The sequence below is a fragment of the Bacteroides sp. 41_26 genome (assembly GCF_949740115.1).
GTDB classification, from domain to species: Bacteria; Bacteroidota; Bacteroidia; order Bacteroidales; family Bacteroidaceae; genus Bacteroides; species Bacteroides nordii.
In genome coordinates this window covers 110,341-133,751 of sequence record NZ_CATJGZ010000059.1, presented here as the reverse complement: position 1 = coordinate 133,751, position 23,411 = coordinate 110,341, and the positions used below count along the sequence as shown (strand labels likewise).

Annotated in this window: 19 protein-coding genes; 17 read left to right on the top strand and 2 right to left on the bottom strand. The window is 40.8% G+C overall.

Annotation, left to right across the window (positions count from 1 at the left end; all coding sequences use genetic code 11):
* The first annotated feature begins 252 nt into the window (after positions 1–252).
* The 10 genes from QX565_RS06755 (at position 253) to QX565_RS06710 (ending at position 13,093) form a co-directional block, all read left to right on the top strand.
* A complete protein-coding gene (locus QX565_RS06755) occupies positions 253–480 on the top strand; it encodes a hypothetical protein (RefSeq protein WP_221649883.1) in 228 nt (75 codons plus the stop codon).
* A gap of 298 nt (positions 481–778) precedes the next feature.
* The gene (locus tag QX565_RS06750) at positions 779–1,369 is read left to right on the top strand and encodes a hypothetical protein (RefSeq protein WP_221649884.1); all 591 of its coding nucleotides are present in this window, start codon (positions 779–781) and stop codon (positions 1,367–1,369) included.
* 12 nt (positions 1,370–1,381) lie between these two features.
* Complete coding sequence (locus QX565_RS06745; protein WP_289292055.1) at positions 1,382–2,221, top strand: DUF2764 domain-containing protein; 840 nt, start codon at positions 1,382–1,384, stop codon at positions 2,219–2,221.
* Positions 2,222–2,239: 18 nt separating this feature from the next.
* Positions 2,240–4,000 carry a V-type ATP synthase subunit A gene (locus QX565_RS06740; RefSeq protein ID WP_221649886.1) on the top strand — a complete coding sequence of 587 codons (1,761 nt, stop codon included), beginning with the start codon at positions 2,240–2,242 and terminating at the stop codon, positions 3,998–4,000.
* A gap of 92 nt (positions 4,001–4,092) precedes the next feature.
* A complete protein-coding gene (locus tag QX565_RS06735; RefSeq protein ID WP_002562682.1) occupies positions 4,093–5,412 on the top strand; it encodes a V-type ATP synthase subunit B in 1,320 nt (439 codons plus the stop codon).
* 92 nt (positions 5,413–5,504) lie between these two features.
* Positions 5,505–6,110 carry a V-type ATP synthase subunit D gene (locus QX565_RS06730; RefSeq protein WP_002562681.1) on the top strand — a complete coding sequence of 202 codons (606 nt, stop codon included), beginning with the start codon at positions 5,505–5,507 and terminating at the stop codon, positions 6,108–6,110.
* Complete coding sequence (locus tag QX565_RS06725; RefSeq protein WP_221649887.1) at positions 6,107–7,924, top strand: V-type ATP synthase subunit I; 1,818 nt, start codon at positions 6,107–6,109, stop codon at positions 7,922–7,924. The genes QX565_RS06730 and QX565_RS06725 overlap by 4 nt, the downstream gene beginning before the upstream one ends.
* 57 nt (positions 7,925–7,981) lie before the next feature.
* Positions 7,982–8,443, top strand: a complete 462-nt coding sequence (locus tag QX565_RS06720; RefSeq protein WP_002562679.1) for a V-type ATP synthase subunit K — start codon at positions 7,982–7,984, stop codon at positions 8,441–8,443.
* Between the two features lie 391 nt (positions 8,444–8,834).
* Entirely contained in the window at positions 8,835–10,496 is a 1,662-nt protein-coding gene (locus QX565_RS06715; protein WP_221649888.1) for a glycosyltransferase, read from the top strand.
* 32 nt (positions 10,497–10,528) lie between these two features.
* On the top strand, positions 10,529–13,093 hold the full coding sequence (locus QX565_RS06710; RefSeq protein WP_289292048.1) for a glycosyltransferase family 1 protein: 2,565 nt from the start codon (positions 10,529–10,531) through the stop codon (positions 13,091–13,093).
* Between the two features lie 237 nt (positions 13,094–13,330).
* Here the strand turns inward: QX565_RS06710 and QX565_RS06705 are convergent, their stop codons facing one another.
* On the bottom strand, positions 13,331–14,431 hold the full coding sequence (locus QX565_RS06705) for a TlpA disulfide reductase family protein (RefSeq protein ID WP_289292046.1): 1,101 nt from the start codon (positions 14,429–14,431) through the stop codon (positions 13,331–13,333).
* Positions 14,432–14,569: 138 nt separating this feature from the next.
* Here QX565_RS06705 and QX565_RS06700 point away from each other — a divergent pair, with 138 nt between their 5' ends.
* From QX565_RS06700 to QX565_RS06670, 7 genes are all read left to right on the top strand, one after another.
* Positions 14,570–15,955 (top strand): ABC transporter ATP-binding protein, encoded by a 1,386-nt coding sequence (locus tag QX565_RS06700; RefSeq protein ID WP_221649891.1) that lies wholly within the window; start codon positions 14,570–14,572, stop codon positions 15,953–15,955.
* Positions 15,956–15,972: 17 nt separating this feature from the next.
* Positions 15,973–16,770, top strand: coding sequence for an ABC transporter permease (locus QX565_RS06695; protein WP_002562673.1), 798 nt, complete (start codon positions 15,973–15,975; stop codon positions 16,768–16,770).
* Entirely contained in the window at positions 16,764–17,570 is an 807-nt protein-coding gene (locus QX565_RS06690; RefSeq protein WP_221649892.1) for an ABC transporter permease, read from the top strand. Before QX565_RS06695 ends, QX565_RS06690 begins: the two co-directional genes overlap by 7 nt.
* Before the next feature lie 36 nt (positions 17,571–17,606).
* Positions 17,607–18,944 (top strand): ABC transporter substrate-binding protein, encoded by a 1,338-nt coding sequence (locus tag QX565_RS06685; protein ID WP_221649893.1) that lies wholly within the window; start codon positions 17,607–17,609, stop codon positions 18,942–18,944.
* 306 nt (positions 18,945–19,250) lie between these two features.
* Positions 19,251–19,859 carry a DUF481 domain-containing protein gene (locus QX565_RS06680; RefSeq protein WP_289292040.1) on the top strand — a complete coding sequence of 203 codons (609 nt, stop codon included), beginning with the start codon at positions 19,251–19,253 and terminating at the stop codon, positions 19,857–19,859.
* A 222-nt stretch (positions 19,860–20,081) separates the two neighbouring features.
* Complete coding sequence (gene rbp / locus QX565_RS06675) at positions 20,082–20,429, top strand: RNA-binding regulator (RefSeq protein WP_221649895.1); 348 nt, start codon at positions 20,082–20,084, stop codon at positions 20,427–20,429.
* A gap of 89 nt (positions 20,430–20,518) precedes the next feature.
* Entirely contained in the window at positions 20,519–22,048 is a 1,530-nt protein-coding gene (locus QX565_RS06670; protein WP_289292037.1) for a MutS-related protein, read from the top strand.
* Between the two features lie 2 nt (positions 22,049–22,050).
* On the opposite strand, the gene QX565_RS06665 is transcribed toward QX565_RS06670, so the two are convergent.
* Positions 22,051–23,391 carry a sensor histidine kinase gene (locus QX565_RS06665; RefSeq protein WP_289292035.1) on the bottom strand — a complete coding sequence of 447 codons (1,341 nt, stop codon included), beginning with the start codon at positions 23,389–23,391 and terminating at the stop codon, positions 22,051–22,053.
* Between the last annotated feature and the right edge of the window lie 20 nt (positions 23,392–23,411).

The window sequence follows — 23,411 nt, the reverse complement described above, 5'->3', positions numbered from 1 at the left end:
CGCCGTTTTTTGAATCCCCCTTTCGTCAAGATGATTGATGGAAGGGGGATTTTTCGTTATTGGTATTCACCACAGAGTTTCACAGAGGAACACAGAGTTCTTTCATTATTTATTCTGTTTATAGCGGATAATTAAAACTCTGTGTTCCTCTGTGAAACTCTGTGGTGAAAAAAATACTTTGTATAAGTGATTTTATTTACTTATATTTGCAACCGACAATAATCAATAACTGTTTAAAGCAAATTTTTAAGTATGAGAACTAAATTATTTTTGGCTGCTGTTGCAGTAGCATTTTCTTTCGCTGTAACTTCTTGTGGTAATAAACCTGCAAGTACTGAAGTTTCTGCTGAATCAGTAGAAGTTGAAACTGTAGAAGCTGCAGCTCCTTGCTGTAAGTCTGATTCTGCTACTTGCGATTCTACTAAAGCATGTTGCAAAGAAGAAGCAGGATGTGAGAAAAAAGCTTGTGACAAGAAATAATAAGCGAGATTATCTGATACAAATGGGAGTAAAGCATGAATTGCTTTGCTCCCATTTGCGTTTTATAACTATCCGAATGATTATTATTTCTTGTATATGTGGGTTTACTTGGTATAAGAATAGATTCTAAATGCCATTTTATTGCAATATTTCCTCCTTTTGGGCTATTCTTTTCTATTTTATGAACAGTTTTCTTCTTCTTTTCCCTTTTTTAATTAGATTGAAATTCGTACTTTTGGCAAGAATCTAATCGAAATACATAGATACTATAATATAAACTTCTAAATAGTCCGTGAACATGGAAAACAAAATTCAAGAGTTGACCGATAAGATTTATCGTGAAGGCGTAGAAAAAGGTAATGAAGAAGCCCAGCGTCTTATCGCAAATGCTCAGGAAGAAGCCAAGAAGATTATTGAAGATGCTCATAAGGAAGCAGAGTCAATTATTACCTCCTCTCGTAAGTCTGCTGATGAACTGGCAGAAAATACCAAATCAGAATTAAAGCTGTTCGCCGGTCAGGCTGTGAATGCACTAAAATCGGAGATCGCTACTATTGTGACAGATAAGATTGTGACTGCTCCTGTAAAGGAATTTGCGCAGAATCAAGATTTTCTGAATGCATTTATTGTAGCTTTGGCTTCTCAATGGAGTGTAGACGAACCTATTGTTATTTCGACAGCCGATGCAGAATCGCTGAAGAAATACTTTGCTGCCAATGCCAAAGCTCTTTTAGACAAGGGTGTCAGAATAGAGCAGGTAAATGGTATTAAAACATTATTTTCTGTTTCTCCGGCAGACGGTTCGTATAAAGTGAACTTTGGAGAAGAAGAATTCATGAATTATTTCAAAGAATTTCTGCGTCCTCAGTTAGTAGAAATGCTATTCTAATAGAGAACGATTATGAGTAAATACTATTACTTGGTAGCCGGTTTGCCTGAACTCACTCTTGAGGATAGTAAACTGAGTTATACAGTAGCCGATTTTAAAACTGAAATTTATCCCGGAATCTCTTCTTCAGACCAGAAGCTGATAGATTTGTTCTATCTGAAATTTGATAATGCAAATGTCTTGAAATTGCTTGAAGATAAGGAGGCCGTTATCGATTTAAGAGGAAATTTCTCTGCGGAAGAACTTATCGAATACATCGGTGTGATAAAAGAAGGTGGTGAGGTTAATTCGAAAGAGTTTCCTTCCTACATCTCTGTTTTTATTTCTGATTATTTTAATACCCCGGCAGAAAGTGCTGTGTTGCATGAAGATCATTTGGCAGCACTGTACTACGAGTATGCCATGAAATGTGGAAATAAGTTTATCGCATCTTGGTTTGAATTCAATCTGACTATAAATAATATTCTGGTGGCATTTACAGCCCGTAAATATAAATGGGACATAGCACAGAATATTGTAGGCGATACAGAGGTTTGTGAAGCCTTGCGTACCTCCGGTGCTCGCGACTTCGGGTTGTCCGGTGAGGTAGATTGCCTGGAACAGTTAGTAAAAATCAGTGAAATAACCGAACTGGTAGAGCGTGAAAAGAAGCTTGATTCATTGCGTTGGGATTGGATGGAAGAAGCTACGTTTTTCAATTATTTTACGATTGAACGCATTTTCGCTTTCTTATTGCAATTGGAAATGATTGAGCGATGGATATCATTGGACAAAGATAAAGGAAATCAGCTATTCCGAAGCATTATTGATACGCTGAAGGATGAGGTACAGATTCCCGCAGAATTTAGGTAAATAAATAACTAAAATTATATGGCAACAAAAGGAACTGTTAGTGGCGTTATTGCCAACATGGTGACCCTCGTCGTTGACGGACCGGTAGCACAGAATGAGATTTGTTATATCTCAACTGGTGGCGACAAGCTGATGGCGGAGGTGATTAAGGTGGTAGGTTCACATGTATACGTCCAAGTGTTTGAGAGCACTCGCGGACTGAAAGTGGGAGCTGAAGCCGAATTTACAGGACACATGCTTGAAGTGACTCTGGGTCCGGGCATGTTATCAAAAAACTACGATGGTTTGCAAAATGACCTCGACAAGATGGAAGGTGTTTTCCTCAAAAGAGGTGAATATACATATCCGTTGGATAAAGAAAGAGTCTGGCATTTTGTGCCATTGGTAAAAGTCGGCGATAAAGTAGAAGCTTCGGCATGGCTGGGACAAGTGGATGAAAACTTTCAGCCGCTGAAAATTATGGCACCTTTTACATTGAAGGGTACTTGTACGGTTGAGTCTATTGCTGACGAAGGTGATTATAAGATAGAAGATAGGATGGCTGTATTGAAGGATGAAGAAGGTAATCTTATCGATGTAAATATGATTCAGAGATGGCCGGTGAAACGTGCTATGAAGAATTATAAAGAAAAGCCACGTCCATTCAAACTGTTAGAGACCGGTGTGCGCGTGATTGATACAGTAAATCCGATTGTTGAAGGCGGCACGGGATTTATTCCCGGTCCGTTTGGTACCGGTAAAACCGTACTTCAGCATGCCATCTCAAAACAGGCCGAAGCAGATATCGTTATTATCGCTGCTTGTGGTGAACGTGCGAATGAGGTAGTAGAAATCTTTACCGAGTTCCCTGAACTGGTTGACCCACATACAGGGCGTAAGTTGATGGAACGTACCATTATTATTGCGAACACATCTAACATGCCGGTAGCTGCCCGTGAGGCATCTGTATACACGGCAATGACAATTGCAGAATATTATCGGGCAATGGGCTTGAAGATTTTGCTGATGGCTGACTCTACTTCCCGTTGGGCACAGGCATTGCGTGAGATGTCCAACCGTATGGAAGAGTTGCCTGGACCGGATGCTTTCCCAATGGACTTGTCTTCTATCATCTCTAACTTTTACGGTCGTGCAGGATATGTGAAGCTGAATAATGATAAAACTGGCTCTATTACCTTTATTGGTACAGTGTCTCCGGCAGGTGGTAACCTGAAGGAACCTGTGACAGAGAATACAAAGAAAGTAGCTCGTTGTTTTTATGCTCTCGAGCAGGACCGTGCCGATAAAAAACGTTATCCGGCTGTGAACCCGATTGACTCTTATTCCAAATATATTGAATATCCGGAATTTGAAGCATATATCTCTGAACATATCAATGATGAATGGATTGGCAAAGTAAATGAAATCAAAACCCGTTTGCAACGTGGAAAGGAAATTGCCGAGCAGATTAACATCTTAGGTGATGACGGTGTACCTGTAGAGTATCATGTTATCTTCTGGAAATCTGAATTGATTGACTTCGTTATTCTTCAGCAGGATGCATTTGATGAAATTGATGCTGTAACCCCTATGGAACGTCAGGAAGCTATTTTGGATATGGTTATTGATATCTGTCATACAGAGTTTGAATTTGACAACTTCAATGAAGTAATGGATTACTTTAAGAAGATGATCAATATCTGTAAACAGATGAACTACTCGAAGTTTAAATCAGAAGAGTATGAAGGTTTCCGGAAGCAACTGAAAGAGTTGATTGATGAAAAGAAACTTCAATCGTAATTGCTAAATAGTAAATTGTAAATTGCTAACGTACCTATGTGTTAAAAATGAATAATGGTCATGACCGTAGGGAATAAATTGTAAATATATAAATGGCAACAAAAGCATTTCAAAAAATATATACCAAGATTACTCAGATCACCAAAGCAACCTGTTCGCTGAAGGCGACAGGAGTAGGGTATGATGAGTTGGCTACCGTAAATGGCAAACTGGCCCAGGTAGTAAAGATTGCCGGTGATGAAGTGACGTTGCAGGTATTTGAAGGTACCGAAGGTATCCCGACGAATGCTGAAGTCGTTTTTCTGGGTAAATCTCCTACACTGAAAGTGAGCGAACAGCTTGCCGGTCGTTTTTTCAATGCCTTTGGCGATCCGATTGACGGAGGACCAGAGATTGAAGGGCAGGAAGTAGAAATCGGTGGTCCGTCTGTGAATCCGGTTCGCCGTAAACAGCCGTCGGAGCTCATTGCGACAGGTATTGCAGGTATCGACCTGAACAATACACTGGTATCCGGACAAAAGATTCCGTTCTTTGCAGACCCGGATCAACCATTCAATCAGGTAATGGCAAATGTGGCATTGCGCGCAGAAACCGATAAGATTATTCTTGGTGGTATGGGTATGACGAATGATGACTACCTGTATTTTAAGAATGTCTTCTCTAATGCAGGTGCGCTCGATCGTATTGTCAGTTTTGTAAATACAACAGAGAATCCTCCGGTAGAACGTTTGCTGGTTCCGGATATGGCATTGACAGCTGCTGAGTATTTCGCCGTGCAAAATAATGAAAAGGTGCTGGTACTACTTACTGATATGACCTCTTATGCGGATGCATTGGCAATCGTGTCAAACCGTATGGATCAGATCCCTTCGAAAGACTCTATGCCTGGTTCTATCTATTCAGATTTGGCAAAGATTTATGAAAAGGCCGTTCAATTCCCTGATGGTGGTTCTATCACTATTATTGCCGTAACTACGTTATCTGGTGGCGATATTACACATGCCGTACCTGATAATACGGGTTATATCACTGAGGGACAGTTGTTCCTGCGCCGTGATAGCGATATTGGTAAAGTTATTGTTGACCCGTTCCGTTCATTGTCTCGTTTGAAACAGTTGGTAACAGGTAAAAAAACTCGTAAAGACCATCCGCAGGTGATGAATGCTGCCGTACGTCTGTATGCCGATGCTGCTAACGCCAAGACAAAGCTGGAAAATGGTTTCGACCTTACTAACTATGACGAACGTACTTTATCTTTTGCCAAAGATTACTCCAATCAGTTACTTGCCATTGATGTTAATCTGGATACAACTGAGATGTTGGATGTAGCTTGGGGATTATTTGGTAAGTATTTCCGTCCGGAAGAGGTGAATATTAAGAAGGAACTGGTGGATCAGTATTGGCCTAAGTAATAAAATTTACGATTAGAATATGTAGATTGTAGTAGTAAAAGAAGTAATTTCAATCGTCTATTTGTAAATTGTTAAATAGTAAAATAAACGAGATGGCTATAAAATTTCAATATAATAAGACATCCCTTCAGCAGCTTGAAAAGCAACTGAAAGTGCGGGTACGTACGCTTCCTATTATTAAAAATAAGGAGAGTGCACTACGCATGGAAGTGAAACGTTGTAAAACGGAAGCGGCTGATCTGGAGGAGAGACTGGAGAAACAAATCCAGGCTTATGAAGCCATGTTCGCACTTTGGAATGAGTTTGATGCCTCATTGATAAAGGTTAATGATGTTCATCTTGGCATAAAAAAGATTGCCGGTGTACGCGTGCCGTTGCTCGAAAATGTTGATTTCGAGATACGTCCGTACAGCATGTTCAATGCCCCTAAATGGTATGCAGATGGTCTGCATCTGCTTAAGGAGCTTGCACAGACGGCTATCGAAAGAGAATTTATATTGGCCAAGCTGAACTTGTTGGAACATGCGAGGAAAAAGACCACTCAGAAAGTGAATCTTTTTGAGAAGGTACAGATACCGGGCTATCAGGATGCACTGCGAAAGATAAAACGATTTATGGAGGATGAAGAAAACTTGTCCAAGTCATCGCAGAAGATCCTGAAATCTCAGCAAGAAAAAAGGAAGGAGGTAGAGGCATGATTACGAAAATGAAGAAAATTACATTCCTTGCTTATCACAAGGAGTATGAGTCATTTCTGAATAGTCTCCGCGAACTAGGAGTGGTACATACCGTAGAAAAGCAGCAAGGTGTCGCTGACAATACGGAATTGCAAGATAATATTCGGCTTTCATCTCGCCTGGCAGCTACTTTGAAATTGCTTCAGAATATAAAGCTGGAGAAAGATACGCTACCCGTTAAAGAGGGAGGGACTCCAGATCGGGGTATGCAGGTATTGGATGAAGTAGATGCATTGCAGGCTGAAAAGAATAAATTATCTCAGCAATTGCAGGTGTATGCTAAAGAACGAGATGCATTGTTGGCGTGGGGTGATTTTGAACCGGAGAGTATTCAGCGTCTGAATGATGCTGGGTATACAATCGGTTTCTACACCTGTTCTGAAGGCAATTATAAAGAAGAATGGGAAACAGAATATCACGCAATGGTGATTAACCGGATTTCTTCAAAAGTATTCTTTATAACTGTAACGAAAGCAGGAGAAGAGGTAGATCTGGACGTAGAACAGGTGAAACTTCCGGTTTATTCGTTGACACGTGTGCAACAGCTCTATGCTGATACAGAGCAGGCTATTACTGAGAATGACCGGAAATTGGCTGCTCTTGCAGAGAAGGATATTCCTGCCTTGAAGGAAGCACAGAAAGAACTGCAGAGCAATATAGAGTTCTCCAAAGTAGTGTTGAGTACGGAACAGGCTGCAGGTGAAAAACTAATGCTGTTGGAAGGATGGGCCCCTGCCCGTAATAAAATAGAGATTGAAGCTTTTCTGGATGCATCTCATGTATATTATGAGATTTCTGATCCTACTCCGGAAGATAATGTACCTATTGAACTGAATAATAAAGGATTTTTCTCCTGGTTTGAGCCGATTTGTAAATTGTATATGTTACCGAAGTATAATGAATTGGATTTAACTCCATTCTTTGCTCCGTTTTTTATGATTTTCTTCGGGCTCTGTTTGGGAGACTCCGGATATGGATTATTCCTGTTTATCGGTGCTACAGCTTACCGTCTAATGGCAAAGAAACTGACTCCGTCAACTAAATCAATTATCTCACTGATTCAGGTGTTGGCTACATCTACTTTCTTTTGTGGACTGTTGACGGGTACTTTCTTTGGTGCTAATATCTATGACCTTGACTGGCCCATTGTGCAGCGACTGAAACATGCAGTATTTATGGATAATAACGATATGTTCCAACTTTCACTGATTTTGGGTGTGGTACAGATTATGTTTGGTATGGTGCTGAAAGCTGTAAATCAAACAATACAGTTTGGCTTTAAGTATGCTGTTGCTACTATTGGCTGGATTATCTTGTTGGTGTCTATGGGTATTTCTGCACTGTTGCCGGCTGTGTTGCCAATGGGGGGAACTATACATTTGGTAATTCTTGGTATTGCCGCTGTTATGATCTTCCTTTTCAATACACCTGGAAAGAATGTTTTCCTTAATATCGGACTCGGTTTGTGGGATTCCTATAATATGGTTACCGGGCTCTTGGGAGATGTTCTTTCATATGTTCGTCTGTTTGCCCTGGGGCTTTCGGGAGGAATTTTGGCGGGAGTGTTCAATAGTCTTGCTACAGGAATGAGTCCTGATAATGCAATTATGGGACCTATTGTGATGGTTTTGATCTTTGTAATCGGACATGCCATTAACATATTTATGAATGTACTTGGGGCAATGGTTCACCCGATGCGTCTGACGTTTGTAGAGTTTTTTAAGAATTCCGGTTATGAAGGCGGCGGAAAAGAGTACAAACCATTTAGGAAATAAGTACTAAAAACGAAGAATTATAAATAGAATAATAAACTAAAAAATAAAATTAAGATTATGGAAATGAATTTGTTTATTGCCTACATTGGCATCGCGGTAATGGTTGGTTTGTCGGGCATCGGTAGTGCATATGGAGTAACTATTGCAGGTAACGCTGCTATCGGCGCGTTGAAAAAGAATGATAGTGCATTTGGTAACTTCCTTGTATTGACAGCACTTCCCGGTACACAAGGGCTGTATGGCTTTGCCGGATATTTTATGTTCCAGACGATTTTTGGTATTCTTACTCCTCAGATTACGGCAATTCAGGCTTCTGCTGTATTGGGGGCAGGTATTGCTTTGGGATTGGTTGCTTTGTTTTCTGCTATTCGTCAGGGACAGGTTTGCGCCAATGGTATTGCTGCCATCGGACAGGGACATAATGTATTTAGTAATACGTTGATTCTTGCCGTATTTCCAGAGCTTTACGCTATCGTAGCTTTAGCTGCTACTTTCTTGATCGGTAGTGCATTGGCTTAATCTGATTATTGATAAATCAAAGCATTCAGCAGGTATTATATAAGAACTGCTAAGTGACAAGAATCTGGCTCCTATAATAGAAATATTATAGGAGTTCTTGTTTTTATAAATAGCTTTCAAATGAATTGATAGCGTAGTTAATTGGCACATTAACGCATTATTAAACCTAATTCTGAAACATTATTTATCTCAAAAGTTATACTTTAAAAACAGAAGCCGATATTGAAGTGAAATATATCACTTTTTTCTTCCTTTAAAACAACTTCTTATAAGACTTTGCAAACGTTTGTTGCCTTCCGTTAGCTTATATTTTCTGCATAAAGCATTATTTTTCAATAAATAATGCGTATTTTTGCACCCACGTAATAAAAAAAGAGTTCTAAACAATTATATGGTAAAAGATTTATTAACCCCCGATTATATCTTCGAAGCCAGCTGGGAGGTATGCAATAAAGTGGGAGGGATCTACACTGTTCTGTCTACAAGGGCGAACACATTGCAAACCGCTTTTCGTGATAAATTGTTCTTTATTGGTCCGGATGTATGGCAAGGCAAGGATAACCCCTTGTTTATTGAGTCCGATAATCTTTGTGCTGCATGGAAAGAGCATGCACGTGAAAAAGATAACCTTTCTGTTCGTGTCGGACGTTGGAATATTCCGGGTAACCCCATTGTTATTTTAGTTGATTTTCAGCCGTTTTTTGAAAAGAAGGATGAGATATATACAGAAATGTGGAATCGTTTTCAGGTAGATTCGTTGCACGCTTATGGCGATTATGATGAAGCTTCCATGTTTTCGTATGCTGCCGGAAGGGTAGTAGAAAGTTTCTATCGTTACAATCTGACGGAGAATGATAAAGTAGTTTATCAGGCACATGAATGGATGACAGGCCTTGGAGCACTTTATTTGCAGATGGCTGTTCCCGAAATTGCAACTATTTTCACAACTCATGCAACGTCTATCGGACGCTCTATAGCAGGTAACAATAAGCCGCTATATGATTATCTGTTTGCATATAACGGAGATCAAATGGCTGGAGAATTGAATATGCAATCCAAACATTCTATTGAAAAACAGACTGCTCACTATGTGGATTGTTTTACGACAGTGAGCGAAATAACCAACAATGAGTGTAAGGAGTTGCTTGACAAGTCGGCAGATGTAGTGCTGATGAATGGTTTTGAGGATGATTTTGTGCCGAAAGGAAGTACTTTCACGGGTAAACGTAAACGTGCCCGTTCGACAATGTTGAATGTTGCCAATAAATTAATGGGAACAAATTTGGGTGATGACACGTTAATTATCGGAACCAGTGGACGTTATGAATTTAAGAATAAAGGTATTGATGTCTTTTTGGAGTCATTGAACCGTCTTAATCGTGATAAGAATTTAAAAAGAGAAGTATTGGCATTTGTCAATGTACCTGGTTGGGTGGGAGACCCCCGGGAAGATTTACAGGCGCGTTTGAAAAGCAAAGAGAAGTTTGATACGCCGCTGGAAGTACCTTTTATTACGCATTGGTTGCATAATATGACACATGATCAGGTACTTGATATGCTGAAATATCTCGGAATGAATAATCATCCGGAAGATAAAGTGAAAGTGATATTTGTACCATGCTATTTGAACGGTAGAGATGGTATATTAAATAAGGACTATTATGATCTGCTGTTAGGTCAGGATCTGAGTGTTTATCCTTCTTATTATGAACCATGGGGATATACGCCATTAGAAAGTGTCGCTTTCCGTGTGCCTACTATAACAACTGATCTTGCAGGTTTTGGTCTTTGGGTGAAAAGCCTGAAAAACCAGCATGGCATTAATGATGGAGTAGAAGTATTGCATCGGTCGGATTACAACTATTCCGAAGTGGCCGATGGTATTAAAGATACTATCTCTCTATTTTCCGGAAAAACAGAAAACGAAGTAAAGGAAATCCGCAAACATGCAGCTGAAATCGCAGAACAGGCGTTGTGGAAGCACTTTATTAAATATTATTATGAGGCTTATGACATTGCTTTACGCAGTGCAATGAAACGTCAGCTGAATTAAATTTATTCATCAACAAGTAAATCATAAACATTATGAAAGTTAAAGTTAGTAATGTGAACACTCCGAACTGGAAAGAGGTAACTGTAAAATCCCGAGTTCCGGTAGAATTAGAAAAACTATCTGAAATAGCTCGGAACATTTGGTGGTCCTGGAATTATGAGGCTACTGAATTGTTCTCTGATTTGGACCCGGCTCTTTGGAAAGAGGTTGGTCAGAATCCGGTGCTTCTTCTTGAACGCATGAGTTATGAGAAACTGGAAGCTTTGTCTAAAGACAAGGTGATTTTGAGACGCATGAATGATGTGTATTCCAAGTTTAGAGATTATATGGATGTGAAACCGGACGCTACTCGTCCGTCGGTAGCTTATTTCAGTATGGAATATGGCTTGACTCACGTTCTTAAAATATATTCCGGTGGTCTGGGCGTTCTTGCCGGTGACTATCTGAAAGAAGCTTCTGATAGTAATGTAGATCTTTGCGCTGTAGGATTCCTTTATCGTTATGGTTACTTTACCCAGTCTTTGTCTATGGATGGACAGCAGATTGCTAATTACGAAGCACAGAACTTTGGACAATTGCCTATCGACCGTGTTCTTGATGCTGACGGTAAACCGGTGGTAGTAGACGTTCCTTATATGAACTACTTTGTACATGCCAACGTATGGCGCGTAAATGTGGGTCGTATTTCTTTATATCTGTTGGATACGGATAACGAACTGAACAGTGAATTTGACCGTCCTATCACTCATCAGCTGTATGGTGGTGACTGGGAAAATCGTTTGAAACAGGAAATCCTGTTAGGTATCGGTGGTATCCTGACATTGAAAGCTTTGGGTATCAAGAAGGACGTCTATCATTGCAACGAAGGACATGCTGCACTGATCAATGTTCAGCGTATCTGTGATTATGTGGCTACTGGCCTGACATTCGACCAGTCTATCGAGTTGGTTCGTGCTTCTTCTCTTTATACAGTCCATACTCCGGTTCCTGCCGGACATGACTACTTCGATGAAGGTCTTTTTGGCAAATATATGGGTGGATATCCTGCAATGATGGGCATCAGCTGGGATGATCTGATGGATCTTGGACGTAACAATCCAGGTGATAAGGGAGAGCGTTTCTGTATGTCTGTATTTGCTTGCAACACTTCTCAGGAAGTTAATGGTGTAAGCTGGCTGCACGGAAAAGTTTCTCAGGAAATGTTTGCTTCCATCTGGAAAGGTTACTTCCCGGAAGAGAGCCATGTAGGTTATGTTACTAATGGTGTACACTTCCCAACTTGGAGTGCTACGGAGTGGAAGCAACTATATGCCAAATATTTCAATGAAAACTTCTTGTATGATCAGTCTAACCCGAAAATTTGGGAAGCTATCTACAATGTATCCGATGAAGAAATCTGGAAAACTCGTTTGACCATGAAGAACAAGCTGGTGGATTATATCCGCAAGCAGTTCCGTGAAACATGGTTGAAGAACCAGGGTGATCCTTCACGTATCGTTTCATTAATGGATAAGATCAATCCTAATGCCTTACTGATTGGTTTCGGCCGTCGTTTTGCTACTTACAAACGTGCTCATCTGTTGTTTACTGATCTGGAACGTCTGGCTAAGATTGTTAACAATCCCGATTATCCGGTACAATTCCTTTTCACAGGTAAGGCTCACCCGCATGATGGTGCCGGTCAAGGCTTGATTAAGAGGATTATTGAAATTTCCCGTCGTCCGGAATTCCTGGGTAAGATTATTTTCCTCGAGAATTATGATATGCAGTTGGCACGTCGTTTGGTATCCGGAGTTGATATTTGGTTGAATACTCCGACTCGTCCGTTGGAAGCATCGGGTACATCTGGTGAGAAAGCGTTGATGAATGGTGTGGTTAACTTCTCTGTACTTGATGGATGGTGGCTGGAAGGTTACCGTGAAGGTGCAGGCTGGGCATTAACAGAAAAACGTACTTACCAGAATCAAGATCATCAGGATCAGTTGGATGCTGCTACTATTTACAGTATCCTTGAAACAGAAATTCTGCCGTTGTATTATGCACGTAATAAGAAGGGATATTCTGAAGGTTGGGTGAAGACTGTAAAGAACTCTATTGCCCAGATTGCTCCTCACTATACAATGAAACGTCAGCTTGATGATTATTATAATAAGTTCTATATCAAAGAAGCAAAACGTTTCCAAATGTTGTCTGCTAATGATAATGCCAAAGCAAAAGAGATAGCAGCATGGAAAGAGGAAGTAGTTGAAAAGTGGGATTCAATTGAAATTGTATCTTGCGAAAAGACAGAAGAGCTTGTGAAGGGAGCTATCGAAAGCGGAAAAGAGTATACAATCACTTATGTAATCGATGAAAAAGGCTTGAATGACGCCGTAGGACTCGAGTTAGTGACTACTTATACGACTGCCGATGATAAGCAACATGTTTATTCGGTAGAACCGTTCAGTGTTATCAAGAAGGAAGGCAACCTGTACACATTCCAGGCAAAACACAGCTTGTCTAATGCAGGAAGCTTTAAGGTATCTTACCGTATGTTCCCAAAGAACCCGGATCTTCCTCATCGTCAGGACTTCTGCTACGTACGCTGGTTTGTGTAACAAACAGCTATAAAGTATTATAATAAAAATAGCCCTTGCAATAGTAAAATATTGCAAGGGCTAATTGTTTGTATATGAAGTTGTGTCAAAAGTCTGAGAAAGCTATCAATATGTAACTTTAGAAACGCAGATTAACACAAATGACCGCGGATTTAATTTAATCTTTGCGTTAATTAGCGTTAATCTGCGTTTTAATGATGGTTAATTTACTTTATTGACGACCCTCACGATCTTTTTTTATTTCAGTACTTCAGCCAGTTTGCTTTGGAGTCCTTCGCCGTGGAGTCCACGTGCGATGATTGTACCTTCACTGTCAATCAGAATGGTATGAGGAATACTGTTTACAGCATACAATTGTGCACCTTCACTACCCCAATATTTCAGATCGGACATCTGTGGCCATGTGATTTTCAGATTCTTGATAGATTCTTTCCATGCATCAGCGCTTTGGTCAAGTGATACACCTACAATCTCAAAGTTTTTGCCTTTATATTTAGCATAAGCATCTACGAGATTAGGCATTTCACGACGGCAAGGACCGCACCAGCTTGCCCAGAAATCAATAAGAACAACTTTACCTTTGCCTACATAGTCAGACAATTTAACGGGTTTGCCGTCAGGAGTCAACATTTCGAAATCAATGAATTTTTGTCCTACAGCGGTCTTCTTCTGCTTCTCAGTCATTTCCTTGATCTTTACGATTGTTTCGTCATTCTGAAATTGGGCTGGAATTTGTTGCAACAAAGCATCATTTTCCGCAGTTGTCATATTGTAATAGTTGGTTTTGAACAGATGAATACCGACAGGGTTTGTGATATTCTTCTCGATGCCTTCTTTGTAGACCTGTCCCAACTCTTCTTCGAGTTTTTCAAGTTCCTTCATATTGGCTTCTTTCTGTTCATCGGTTATATCGGCACTTCTCATTGATTCATAAAGAGGAGTTGCTTTCTGATTCAACGCATTGATTTTGTTACGGATTTCCTGATATGCATTATTATTGGCTGTACCGGTTGCCGAATCATTATCTCTGGTCAGTGCTATATTGATCTTACCATTTTCAAGGAAGAAGTCTATAAGTAAAGCGTCGTTACCCTTACCGGATGTAATGTAACGGTTGACAGCAGAGTCCTGCACACCTTCAAAGGTGAAAGTTCCTTTTGTGATAATTGCAGTATCCAGTTTGCTAAGCTGTCTGCCTACTACTTCCTGTAAAAATACAGTGTCACCGTCTGCCGCTCCTTCTACTGTACCGGTGATAACGTAGCCGGGTTTGTTGCCGTTACATGCTACCATACCTAAAGCGGCGGCAGCAACGAACAAATAAGTTAACTTTTTCATACTTTTGTGAGATTAGTGAATAAATATTTATGCAAAGATAGATTATTTTTCACTCTTATCGTGGGAAAACTCTGTTATATTAGATTAACACGTAGGAGGAAATCGTAGAAATGTGTACCTTTGCATCCCAAATTGAGTATGAATATGCAAGAAAACAAATCCATTATCGAGGTTAATGCCGTATCGAAGTTCTTTGGCGAAAAGACCGCTTTGGATAATGTGACCTTAAACGTAAAGAAGGGAGAATTCGTGACGATTCTCGGACCTTCGGGTTGTGGTAAAACCACATTATTGCGCCTTATTGCTGGTTTTCAGACGGCTACGGAGGGTGAAATAAAGATATCGGGTAAGGAAATAACACAGACACCGCCCCATAAGCGTCCGGTGAATACCGTGTTTCAAAAGTACGCTCTTTTCCCACATCTGAATGTGTATGATAATATTGCTTTCGGCTTGAAGCTGAAAAAGACACCGAAGCAGGTCATCGAAAAGAAAGTGAAAGCTGCTTTGAAGATGGTGGGCATGACGGATTATGAATATCGTGATGTCGATTCGCTTTCGGGTGGACAGCAACAACGCGTAGCTATTGCCCGTGCCATTGTCAATGAGCCGGAAGTATTGTTGCTTGACGAACCATTGGCTGCACTTGACCTCAAGATGCGCAAGGACATGCAGATGGAGTTGAAGGAGATGCACAAGAGGCTGGGCATCACATTTGTGTATGTGACACATGACCAGGAAGAGGCCTTGACACTGAGTGACACTATTGTGGTGATGAGTGAAGGAAGAATTCAGCAGATTGGTACACCGATTGATATATATAATGAACCGATCAATTCATTTGTTGCCGACTTTATAGGTGAAAGTAACATCTTGAACGGAACGATGGTGAAAGATAAGCAGGTTCGTTTTTGCGGAACCGAGTTCGAATGTGTGGACGAAGGTTTTGGTGAGAATGTGCCGGTGGATGTGGTGATTCGTCCGGAAGATTTATACATCTTTCCTGTGTCTGACATGGCACAGCTGGTGGGAGTCGTGCAGTCTTCCGTATTCAAAGGAGTACATTATGAAATGACGGTGCTTTGCAATGGATATGAATTTCTGGTGCAGGATTATCATCATTTTGAAGTCGGTGCTGAAGTAGGACTATTGGTGAAGCCGTTCGATATTCATATTATGAGAAAAGAGCGTGTCTGCAATACTTTTGAAGGTAAGTTGATTGATGATACGCATGTAGAATTCCTTGGATGTAACTTTGAGTGTGCTCCTGTTTCCGATATTGCTGCCGGTACAGATGTCCGTGTAGAAGTAGATTTCGACAAAATCATTTTGCAGGATAATGAAGAGGATGGTATGCTGACGGGAGATGTGAAATTTATACTTTACAAAGGAGATCACTATCATCTGACTGTGTGGTCGGATTGGGACGAGAATGTTTTTGTAGATACGAATGACGTATGGGACGATGGCGATCGTGTAGGTATTACTATCCCTCCAGACGGAATCCGGATAATTAATAATTAGAAATTAAAAGTAAAGAGGTGAATAAGTTATCAATATTTTTTTCATCACGTAAGAGTTGGACCCTCCCTTACATTATCTTTTCGGCGATATTTGTTGTTATTCCGTTGCTTCTTATTGTGGTCTATGCATTTACCGATGACAGCGGGCATCTTACACTGGAGAACTTTGAGAAGTTCTTTACTCACCATGAGGCAATCAACACTTTTGTATATTCTATCGGAATAGCTATTATAACAACACTTATTTGTATCCTTTTGGGGTATCCGGCAGCCTGGATTCTGAGTAATGCCAAGTTGAACCGTTCCAAAACTTTGGTAGTGCTGTTTATCCTTCCCATGTGGGTTAATATCCTGGTGCGTACACTTGCTACTGTTGCTTTATTCGATTTTTTCAGTATGCCACTGGGAGAGGGAGCATTGATTTTTGGTATGGTGTACAACTTTATTCCTTTCATGATTTATCCTATTTACAATACGTTGCAGAAGATGGATCATAGTTATATTGAAGCAGCACAGGATCTGGGAGCCAATCCGGTTCAGGTGTTTCTCAAAGCTGTTCTGCCCCTGTCTATGCCGGGAGTAATGAGTGGTATTATGATGGTGTTTATGCCTACTATTTCTACCTTTGCCATTGCCGAACTATTGACGATGAACAATATTAAACTTTTTGGTACTACTATTCAGGAGAATATCAACAATAGTATGTGGAACTATGGTGCAGCATTGTCGCTTATTATGTTGCTGCTGATTGCTGCCACCTCACTGTTCAGTACAGATGATAAAGATAATTCTAACGAAGGAGGTGGGCTATGGTAAAGAAGATTTTCGCTCAGACCTATTTGTGGATATTGCTTTTGCTGCTTTATTCGCCAATTGTGATTATTGTGATTTATTCGTTTACCGAAGCCAAAGTTTTAGGAAACTGGACCGGGTTTTCAACAAAACTCTACTCTTCTCTGTTTACAACCGGGACGCATCATTCGTTGATGAATGCGCTGATGAATACGATTACTATCGCTTTGATAGCAGCTACAGCTTCTACCTTGTTGGGGAGTATTACAGCTATTGGTATTTTTAATTTAAAGACCCGTGCCCGTAAAACCATCGGCTTTGTGAATAGTATTCCTATTCTGAATGGAGATATTATCACTGGTATTTCTCTGTTTCTGTTGTTTGTTTCGCTGGGTATTTCACAGGGATATACAACTGTGGTACTGGCGCATATTACATTTTGTACTCCCTATGTGGTGCTTAGTGTGTTGCCGCGTCTCAAACAGATGAATCCGAACCTCTACGAAGCGGCTCTTGATTTGGGAGCTACCCCGATGCAGGCACTACGTAAAGTGATTATTCCGGAGATTCGTCCGGGAATGATTAGTGGTTTCATGCTTGCACTGACACTCTCGATTGATGATTTTGCAGTAACGGTGTTCACTATTGGTAATGAAGGGCTCGAGACGCTCTCTACTTATATTTATGCTGATGCCCGTAAGGGAGGACTGACGCCGGAACTCCGTCCGCTTTCTACGATCATCTTTGTGGTAGTTCTCGCACTGCTGATTGTCATCAATCATAGAGCTGGCACTTCCCGTGCGGGGAGTAACGGCAAGCGATAATTGAACGATGATATGGGATAATATAATGAACTGTTTATGAAGAAAATTCTATCTATATTTATTTTATCAGGACTTCTCCTTACCGGTTGCTACAACACAGGTGAGCCGCGTGGGAAGGTATTGAAGATATACAATTGGGCTGATTATATCGGAGAGGGTGTACTGGAAGATTTTCAGGCTTATTATAAAGAGCAGACAGGTGAAGATATCCGCATTGTTTATCAGACATTTGATATCAATGAAATTATGCTTACCAAGATTGAAAAAGGGCATGAGGATTTTGATGTCGTTTGTCCTTCGGAGTATATTATTGAACGTATGTTGAAGAAAGATTTGTTGCTGCCCATTGATACTGCTTTTGCTCATTCGCCCGATTATATGAACAATGTTTCTTCATACATCCGTGAGCAGATAGCCAAACTTAGCCAGCCGGGACGTCCCGCCAATCAGTATGCAGTTTGTTACATGTGGGGTACAGCAGGGATTCTTTATAACAAGGCTTTTGTTACCGAGCAGGAAGTAGATACCTGGGGGTGTCTTTGGGATAAGAAATATGCCGGTAAAATCCTGATGAAAGATGCTTATCGTGATGCATACGGGACGGCTATTATCTATTCTCATGCCAAAGAGCTGGAAGAAGGAAAAGTAACGGTTGAACAACTGATGAACGATTATTCTCCTGAAGCGATGGCTATAGTAGAGAAATATCTCAAAGCGATGAAACCTAATATTGCCGGCTGGGAGGCTGATTTCGGAAAAGAGATGATGACAAAAAACAAAGCCTGGATCAATATGACCTGGAGTGGTGATGCCATGTGGGCCATTGAAGAGGCTGAAGCGGTGGGCGTGGACCTTGATTATGTAGTGCCTAAGGAAGGCAGCAATATCTGGTATGATGGTTGGGTGATTCCAAAGTATGCACGCAATCCGAAAGCTGCCAGTTATTTTATTAATTTCATGTGTCGTCCTGATATTGCTATTCGGAATATGGATGCCTGTGGATACGTAAGTTCTATTGCCTCTCCCGAGATTATGGAAGAGAAAATAGATACAGCGTTGCCTTATTATTCCGACTTGAGTTATTTCTTTGGTCCCGGTGCAGATAGTATTCAGATCAACCGTATTCAGTATCCGGATCGTAGTGTAGTAGAACGTTGTGCGATGATTCGTGATTTTGGTGATAAGACCAAAGATGTACTCGAGATATGGTCCCGTATCAAAGGGGACAATCTGGGAGTGGGCATTACTATTTTTATCTTTGTAGTGGTGGGGGTAATGAGTGGATGGATGATATACAAGCGTATACAACGTTATCAGCGTAATAAATTACAGAGACGGCGCAGCCGCAGAAAGAAGAATCAGAAGTCGTTGTAATCTTATATATTACTCACCACAGAGTAACACGGAGTTCCACAGAGTTTAAATCTTTATTGAAACGCAGATGATCGCAGATTTTCGCAAAGGGAAACAAATGTATGATGAAGAACTACAGTCTTTTAATCTGCGTTCATTTGTGTTAATCTGCGTTTCATCAGATAAATACTACTCTGTGGAACTCCGTGTTACTCTGTAGTGAAATACACTCATAACTACACAGTCTTAATCAATTATCAATTTTTAATTAATTTGTTTGCAGCATTTCCCTCATGCGAGCGTCTAATAGACAAAACCAGACGCCGCATGAGGGAAATTTGCATCTATACTATTCTATGTCTATTCTGTTCTGTTACTCTCGTGGCGCAGGAAGTCCCGTTCGAAGGGCTTCATCTGGATGATTTGATTTCAGTCCCCGGCGAGCGTAAACCGGGGACTTTCAAATCTCCTCTGCCTGCTGCTAAGTTGTCGGACTTTGAGATTCTTCGTTCCGATAAACCCTTTGTACCCCATTGGCCGCGTCCTTCTCTTCCTGGTATGACTCCGGTACATTTCCCACAAACAAATTATCTTAGGAGTTTGTCTCTTTGGAAACCTTCCCGGCGATTGACTTTTCGCGGAGATTATTTTTCGTCGGGTTCTTTACCGGTAGAAACTTATTCTGCATACAGTATCCGGTCAGAAGCTGAAGCCGGTTATAAACTGACTAAAAAGTTCTCGCTTTACCTTTCTACCAACTATATATCCGATAGGTATCGCACGCCGCGCAGTCTTTACACAATGGGAGCCGGAGGAGGAGTTACTTACCAGTTTAATAATAAATTTCAGTTGAAAACAGGTGTTTATTATCAGTACAATACTGTTTTCAGAAAATGGGAATGGATGTATCTGACTAGTTTTATTTTCTGTTTTTGAGGTCTGTTTGTAATGCATTCCCACCTTTTTTGCATTTATTTCTAAAGAAATTGCCTTTTTTTTTTCTAAATCCCCACTTAATGTCTATATTTACCACGTTTTAAAGATTTCTGATAAGTAAGATACGGTTCCTTCTCAATATTATTGCAGAGTTATTTATCTCCTTAACAAGACTTCTCTAACAAAATCATTTTATTATTTAAGAATTAATTATTTTTTTCGATGAACATTTTTATTGCAGGATTGAGCTATAACATTAGCGATTCCGATTTAACAGAGTTGTTTGCAGAGTATGGAGAAGTAGCCTCAGCAAGAGTTATTTCTGACAGAGAGACTGGCCGTTCTAAAGGTTATGGTTTCGTAGAGATGGCAGATGAAGAAGCCGGTGATAAGGCTATTGCAGCATTGAACGAAGCAGAAATAGATGGCAGAAAGCTTGCTGTATCTGTAGCTCGTCCTAAGACAGAATCTGCTCCGCGTCGCAGCTTTAATGGCGGTGGCAATCGTGGCGGTGGTTACGGTGGCGGTAATCGTGGCGGTGGCTACGGTGGCGGTCGTGACAGATATTAATCTGACGAAAAGCGGAAACGCTATGTACGCATAGTAAAAAGGCATCCAAAGATATTCTTTGGATGCCTTCCTTTTTATATATTTGTAGGATGAGAGAAACACTATCAGACATTGCGCTTTATCATGAGTATAGAGCCACGACGGATGCGAATGGTTTACTGTCCGAACGGACCTGGGAGGATTTGAATCTGGATGATTTTTTCCTGTTTTCCGACCATACTTCCTCTTGCGTAGGTAGGCAATATCTGTATGATATATTGCACTATAATCGCTCATCGGAAGTGGCGGGTCAGGAGAAGATGCTTGATTCTCTTTCTGCTGATACTGTTTTGCGCCGTGATATCCAAAATGAGTTGAAAAAACTGAATCATGTGGATGCCTGCTCGATTGTCTCGTTGTTCTCGGCTACTCATCCGGTCAGTTCACGCTCTTTCTACTTATTACTGAGAGTTTTGCAATTCATACCGGCACTTTCTTTGGGATTGTTGTATATTACTTCTTCTGCCGGGTTTCTCTGGTTAATGTTGGCAGGGCTGCTTGTAAACCTTGTGTTACACTATCGTAAAAAGACAGAGATGCAGGCATATTTGTTTTCTGTGCCACAGTTATTGAACTTGTTGAAGCAGTCAGAAAAATTAACGAAACGACCGCTCTGCCTCTCAATTAATAAGGAGATAACGGAAGTGTTGGCCGACTTAATGCCTTTGAGGAAACGTTTAGCTTCTTTCCGTCTGAGCATCCGCCTTGAAAGCGATTTGGCTTTTATGGTTTATTTATTCACTGAGTTGTTTAACATGTTTTTTCTGACCGAGGCGATCTCTGCATCCCGTGCTTTTTTTCTTTTACAGGGTAAACAGCAGAAGTTAGAACAGGTATTCCGCTTTTTCGGGCTGATAGATGTTTTATGTTCTGTTTCTGAGTTTCGGAGTAAATTGCCCTACTACTCATTACCTGAGTCTTGTTCTGAAGAGATTTCATTTCAGGTAGAGGATATCTACCACCCATTGATAGAAAATTGTGTATCCAATACCATTATCCTTTATGGCAAGTCTGTATTGATTACCGGTTCCAATATGTCGGGAAAGACAAGTTTTATCCGTTCAATAGGAGTGAATCTACTTTCTGCAGGAGCGTTGCATACTTGTTTTGCGCATCGTTTCTGTTCTTTTCCGGATTTGAAGTTAGCTTCTGCTATCCATATGGAAGATAGTTTAATGGAAGGAAAAAGCTTCTTCCTGCAGGAGGTACAGACCGTTAAGGAGATGATTGATCTGAGCCGGGAAGGAAACCATCTGTTTTTACTGGATGAATTGTTTAAAGGAACGAATACAATTGAGCGGATTGCCATAGCCAAAGCAGTACTTTCGGCATTGGTGGTGCAAAGAAACCTTGTGTTTATATCTACCCATGATATTGAACTTGCATCTCTGTTGAAAGCTGAATATGACTTGTATCACTTCTGCGAAAGTGTAGAAGACGGGATACTGTCTTTTGATTACAAACTGAAGTCCGGCCCGGTGACAGAACGTAATGCCATACGCATTCTTGATATTTGCGGTTACCCGCAAGAGGTAATACAAGAAGCCTATGGAGTGGTAGGTCGGATTTCCGGATTTTAATTTTATTTTAATATGTCCGGAAAGGTTATTGTTACTTTTGTGTAGCTGTTTACTTCTGAATCTATTATTATTTTACCACCATATACTGATAGTATCTTCATAGATAGGCTCAGTCCGATTCCTTGACCTGTATATTCGCGTGTATTACTTGCCCGATAAAAGGAGTGGAATATGTGGTGTATTTCTTCCTCCGGAATGCCAATTCCATAGTCTTTTACCTCTATGACCGGGCAACCTTCACGGATATTTAAACTGACGTCTACCTGTGCTTTTGAGTATTTTCGGGCATTATCTATTATGTTTTGCAGTGCGATGCGCAGCAGATAGAAGTTGGCTGTGATATGGACGTTTCCAGCTGTCTCATTCGTGTTGAATGTCACCTGTGGATATTGCAGGCACAAGTCGCGCAGGAGCACAATGAGGTCTATCTTTTCCCTGGCGTTTTGCAATATATCTTCATCCTGGCGGGAGAGGAAAAGCAGGTGTTTTATCAGTTGGGTGATGCGTTTGCTTTCTGTGGAGATGCGTTGCAGCGAGTCTATGTATTCCGTAGCAGAGCGCTCTTTGAGCAGGCTGATTTCACATTCTCCCTGAATGGCGGTGAGCGGGTTATTCAGTTCATGCGAGGCATTACTGATGAATGACTTTTCTGCCCGGAACGCAGTATCTATCCTGTCCAGCATTTCATTCAAGGTTCTGATAAGTTCGTCCAGTTCGTCTTTGTTATCGAAGGTTTTCATCCGTACATTCAGATTGTTTCCGCGAATGCGTTTCAGCTCTTTGAGGATGTGCTGCAAAGGACGCAGAATACGGTTGGCATAAATTCTTCCGAGGAGATAGATGAGGCCGCAGCTTATCAGCAGGAGGAATACGGCGAGCAGAAGGATATGCTTTTGAATCTCGTATCCATAGGTATTGTTTGCCATTACCAAAACAATAAAGTCGCCTTCATTGTCGGGGTAGTGGAGTGCAGCGCCTCTCAGCTTGCCATAAACGAAGGAGACCGGGAGATCTTTGAACAGGCGTGCCTGCTGGTTGCTGTCGAGGTATTTGTTCAGAGAATCGTTTACAGCCATCGGTACACTGTCTATGTTTAGCAATATTTCCTGTGCCTGTGGCAGTAGCTCGTTGTACTTCTGCTGAATTTCGCGGTAACTGTATTCGTCTACCTCATCTTTTTCCCAATGTTTCTGAGCAGTCAGATAGGCTTTCTCTATCAGGTAAGAGTCGTAGAGATGATTGATATACCGGGAGGTGAAAAAGTAGAATACCATAACCACCGCAGTGATGGCTCCTACGGTGATGATGGTATAAAACAGTGCTATCCTGGATCCTATTTTCATCTTTTGTACCTCCCTACATC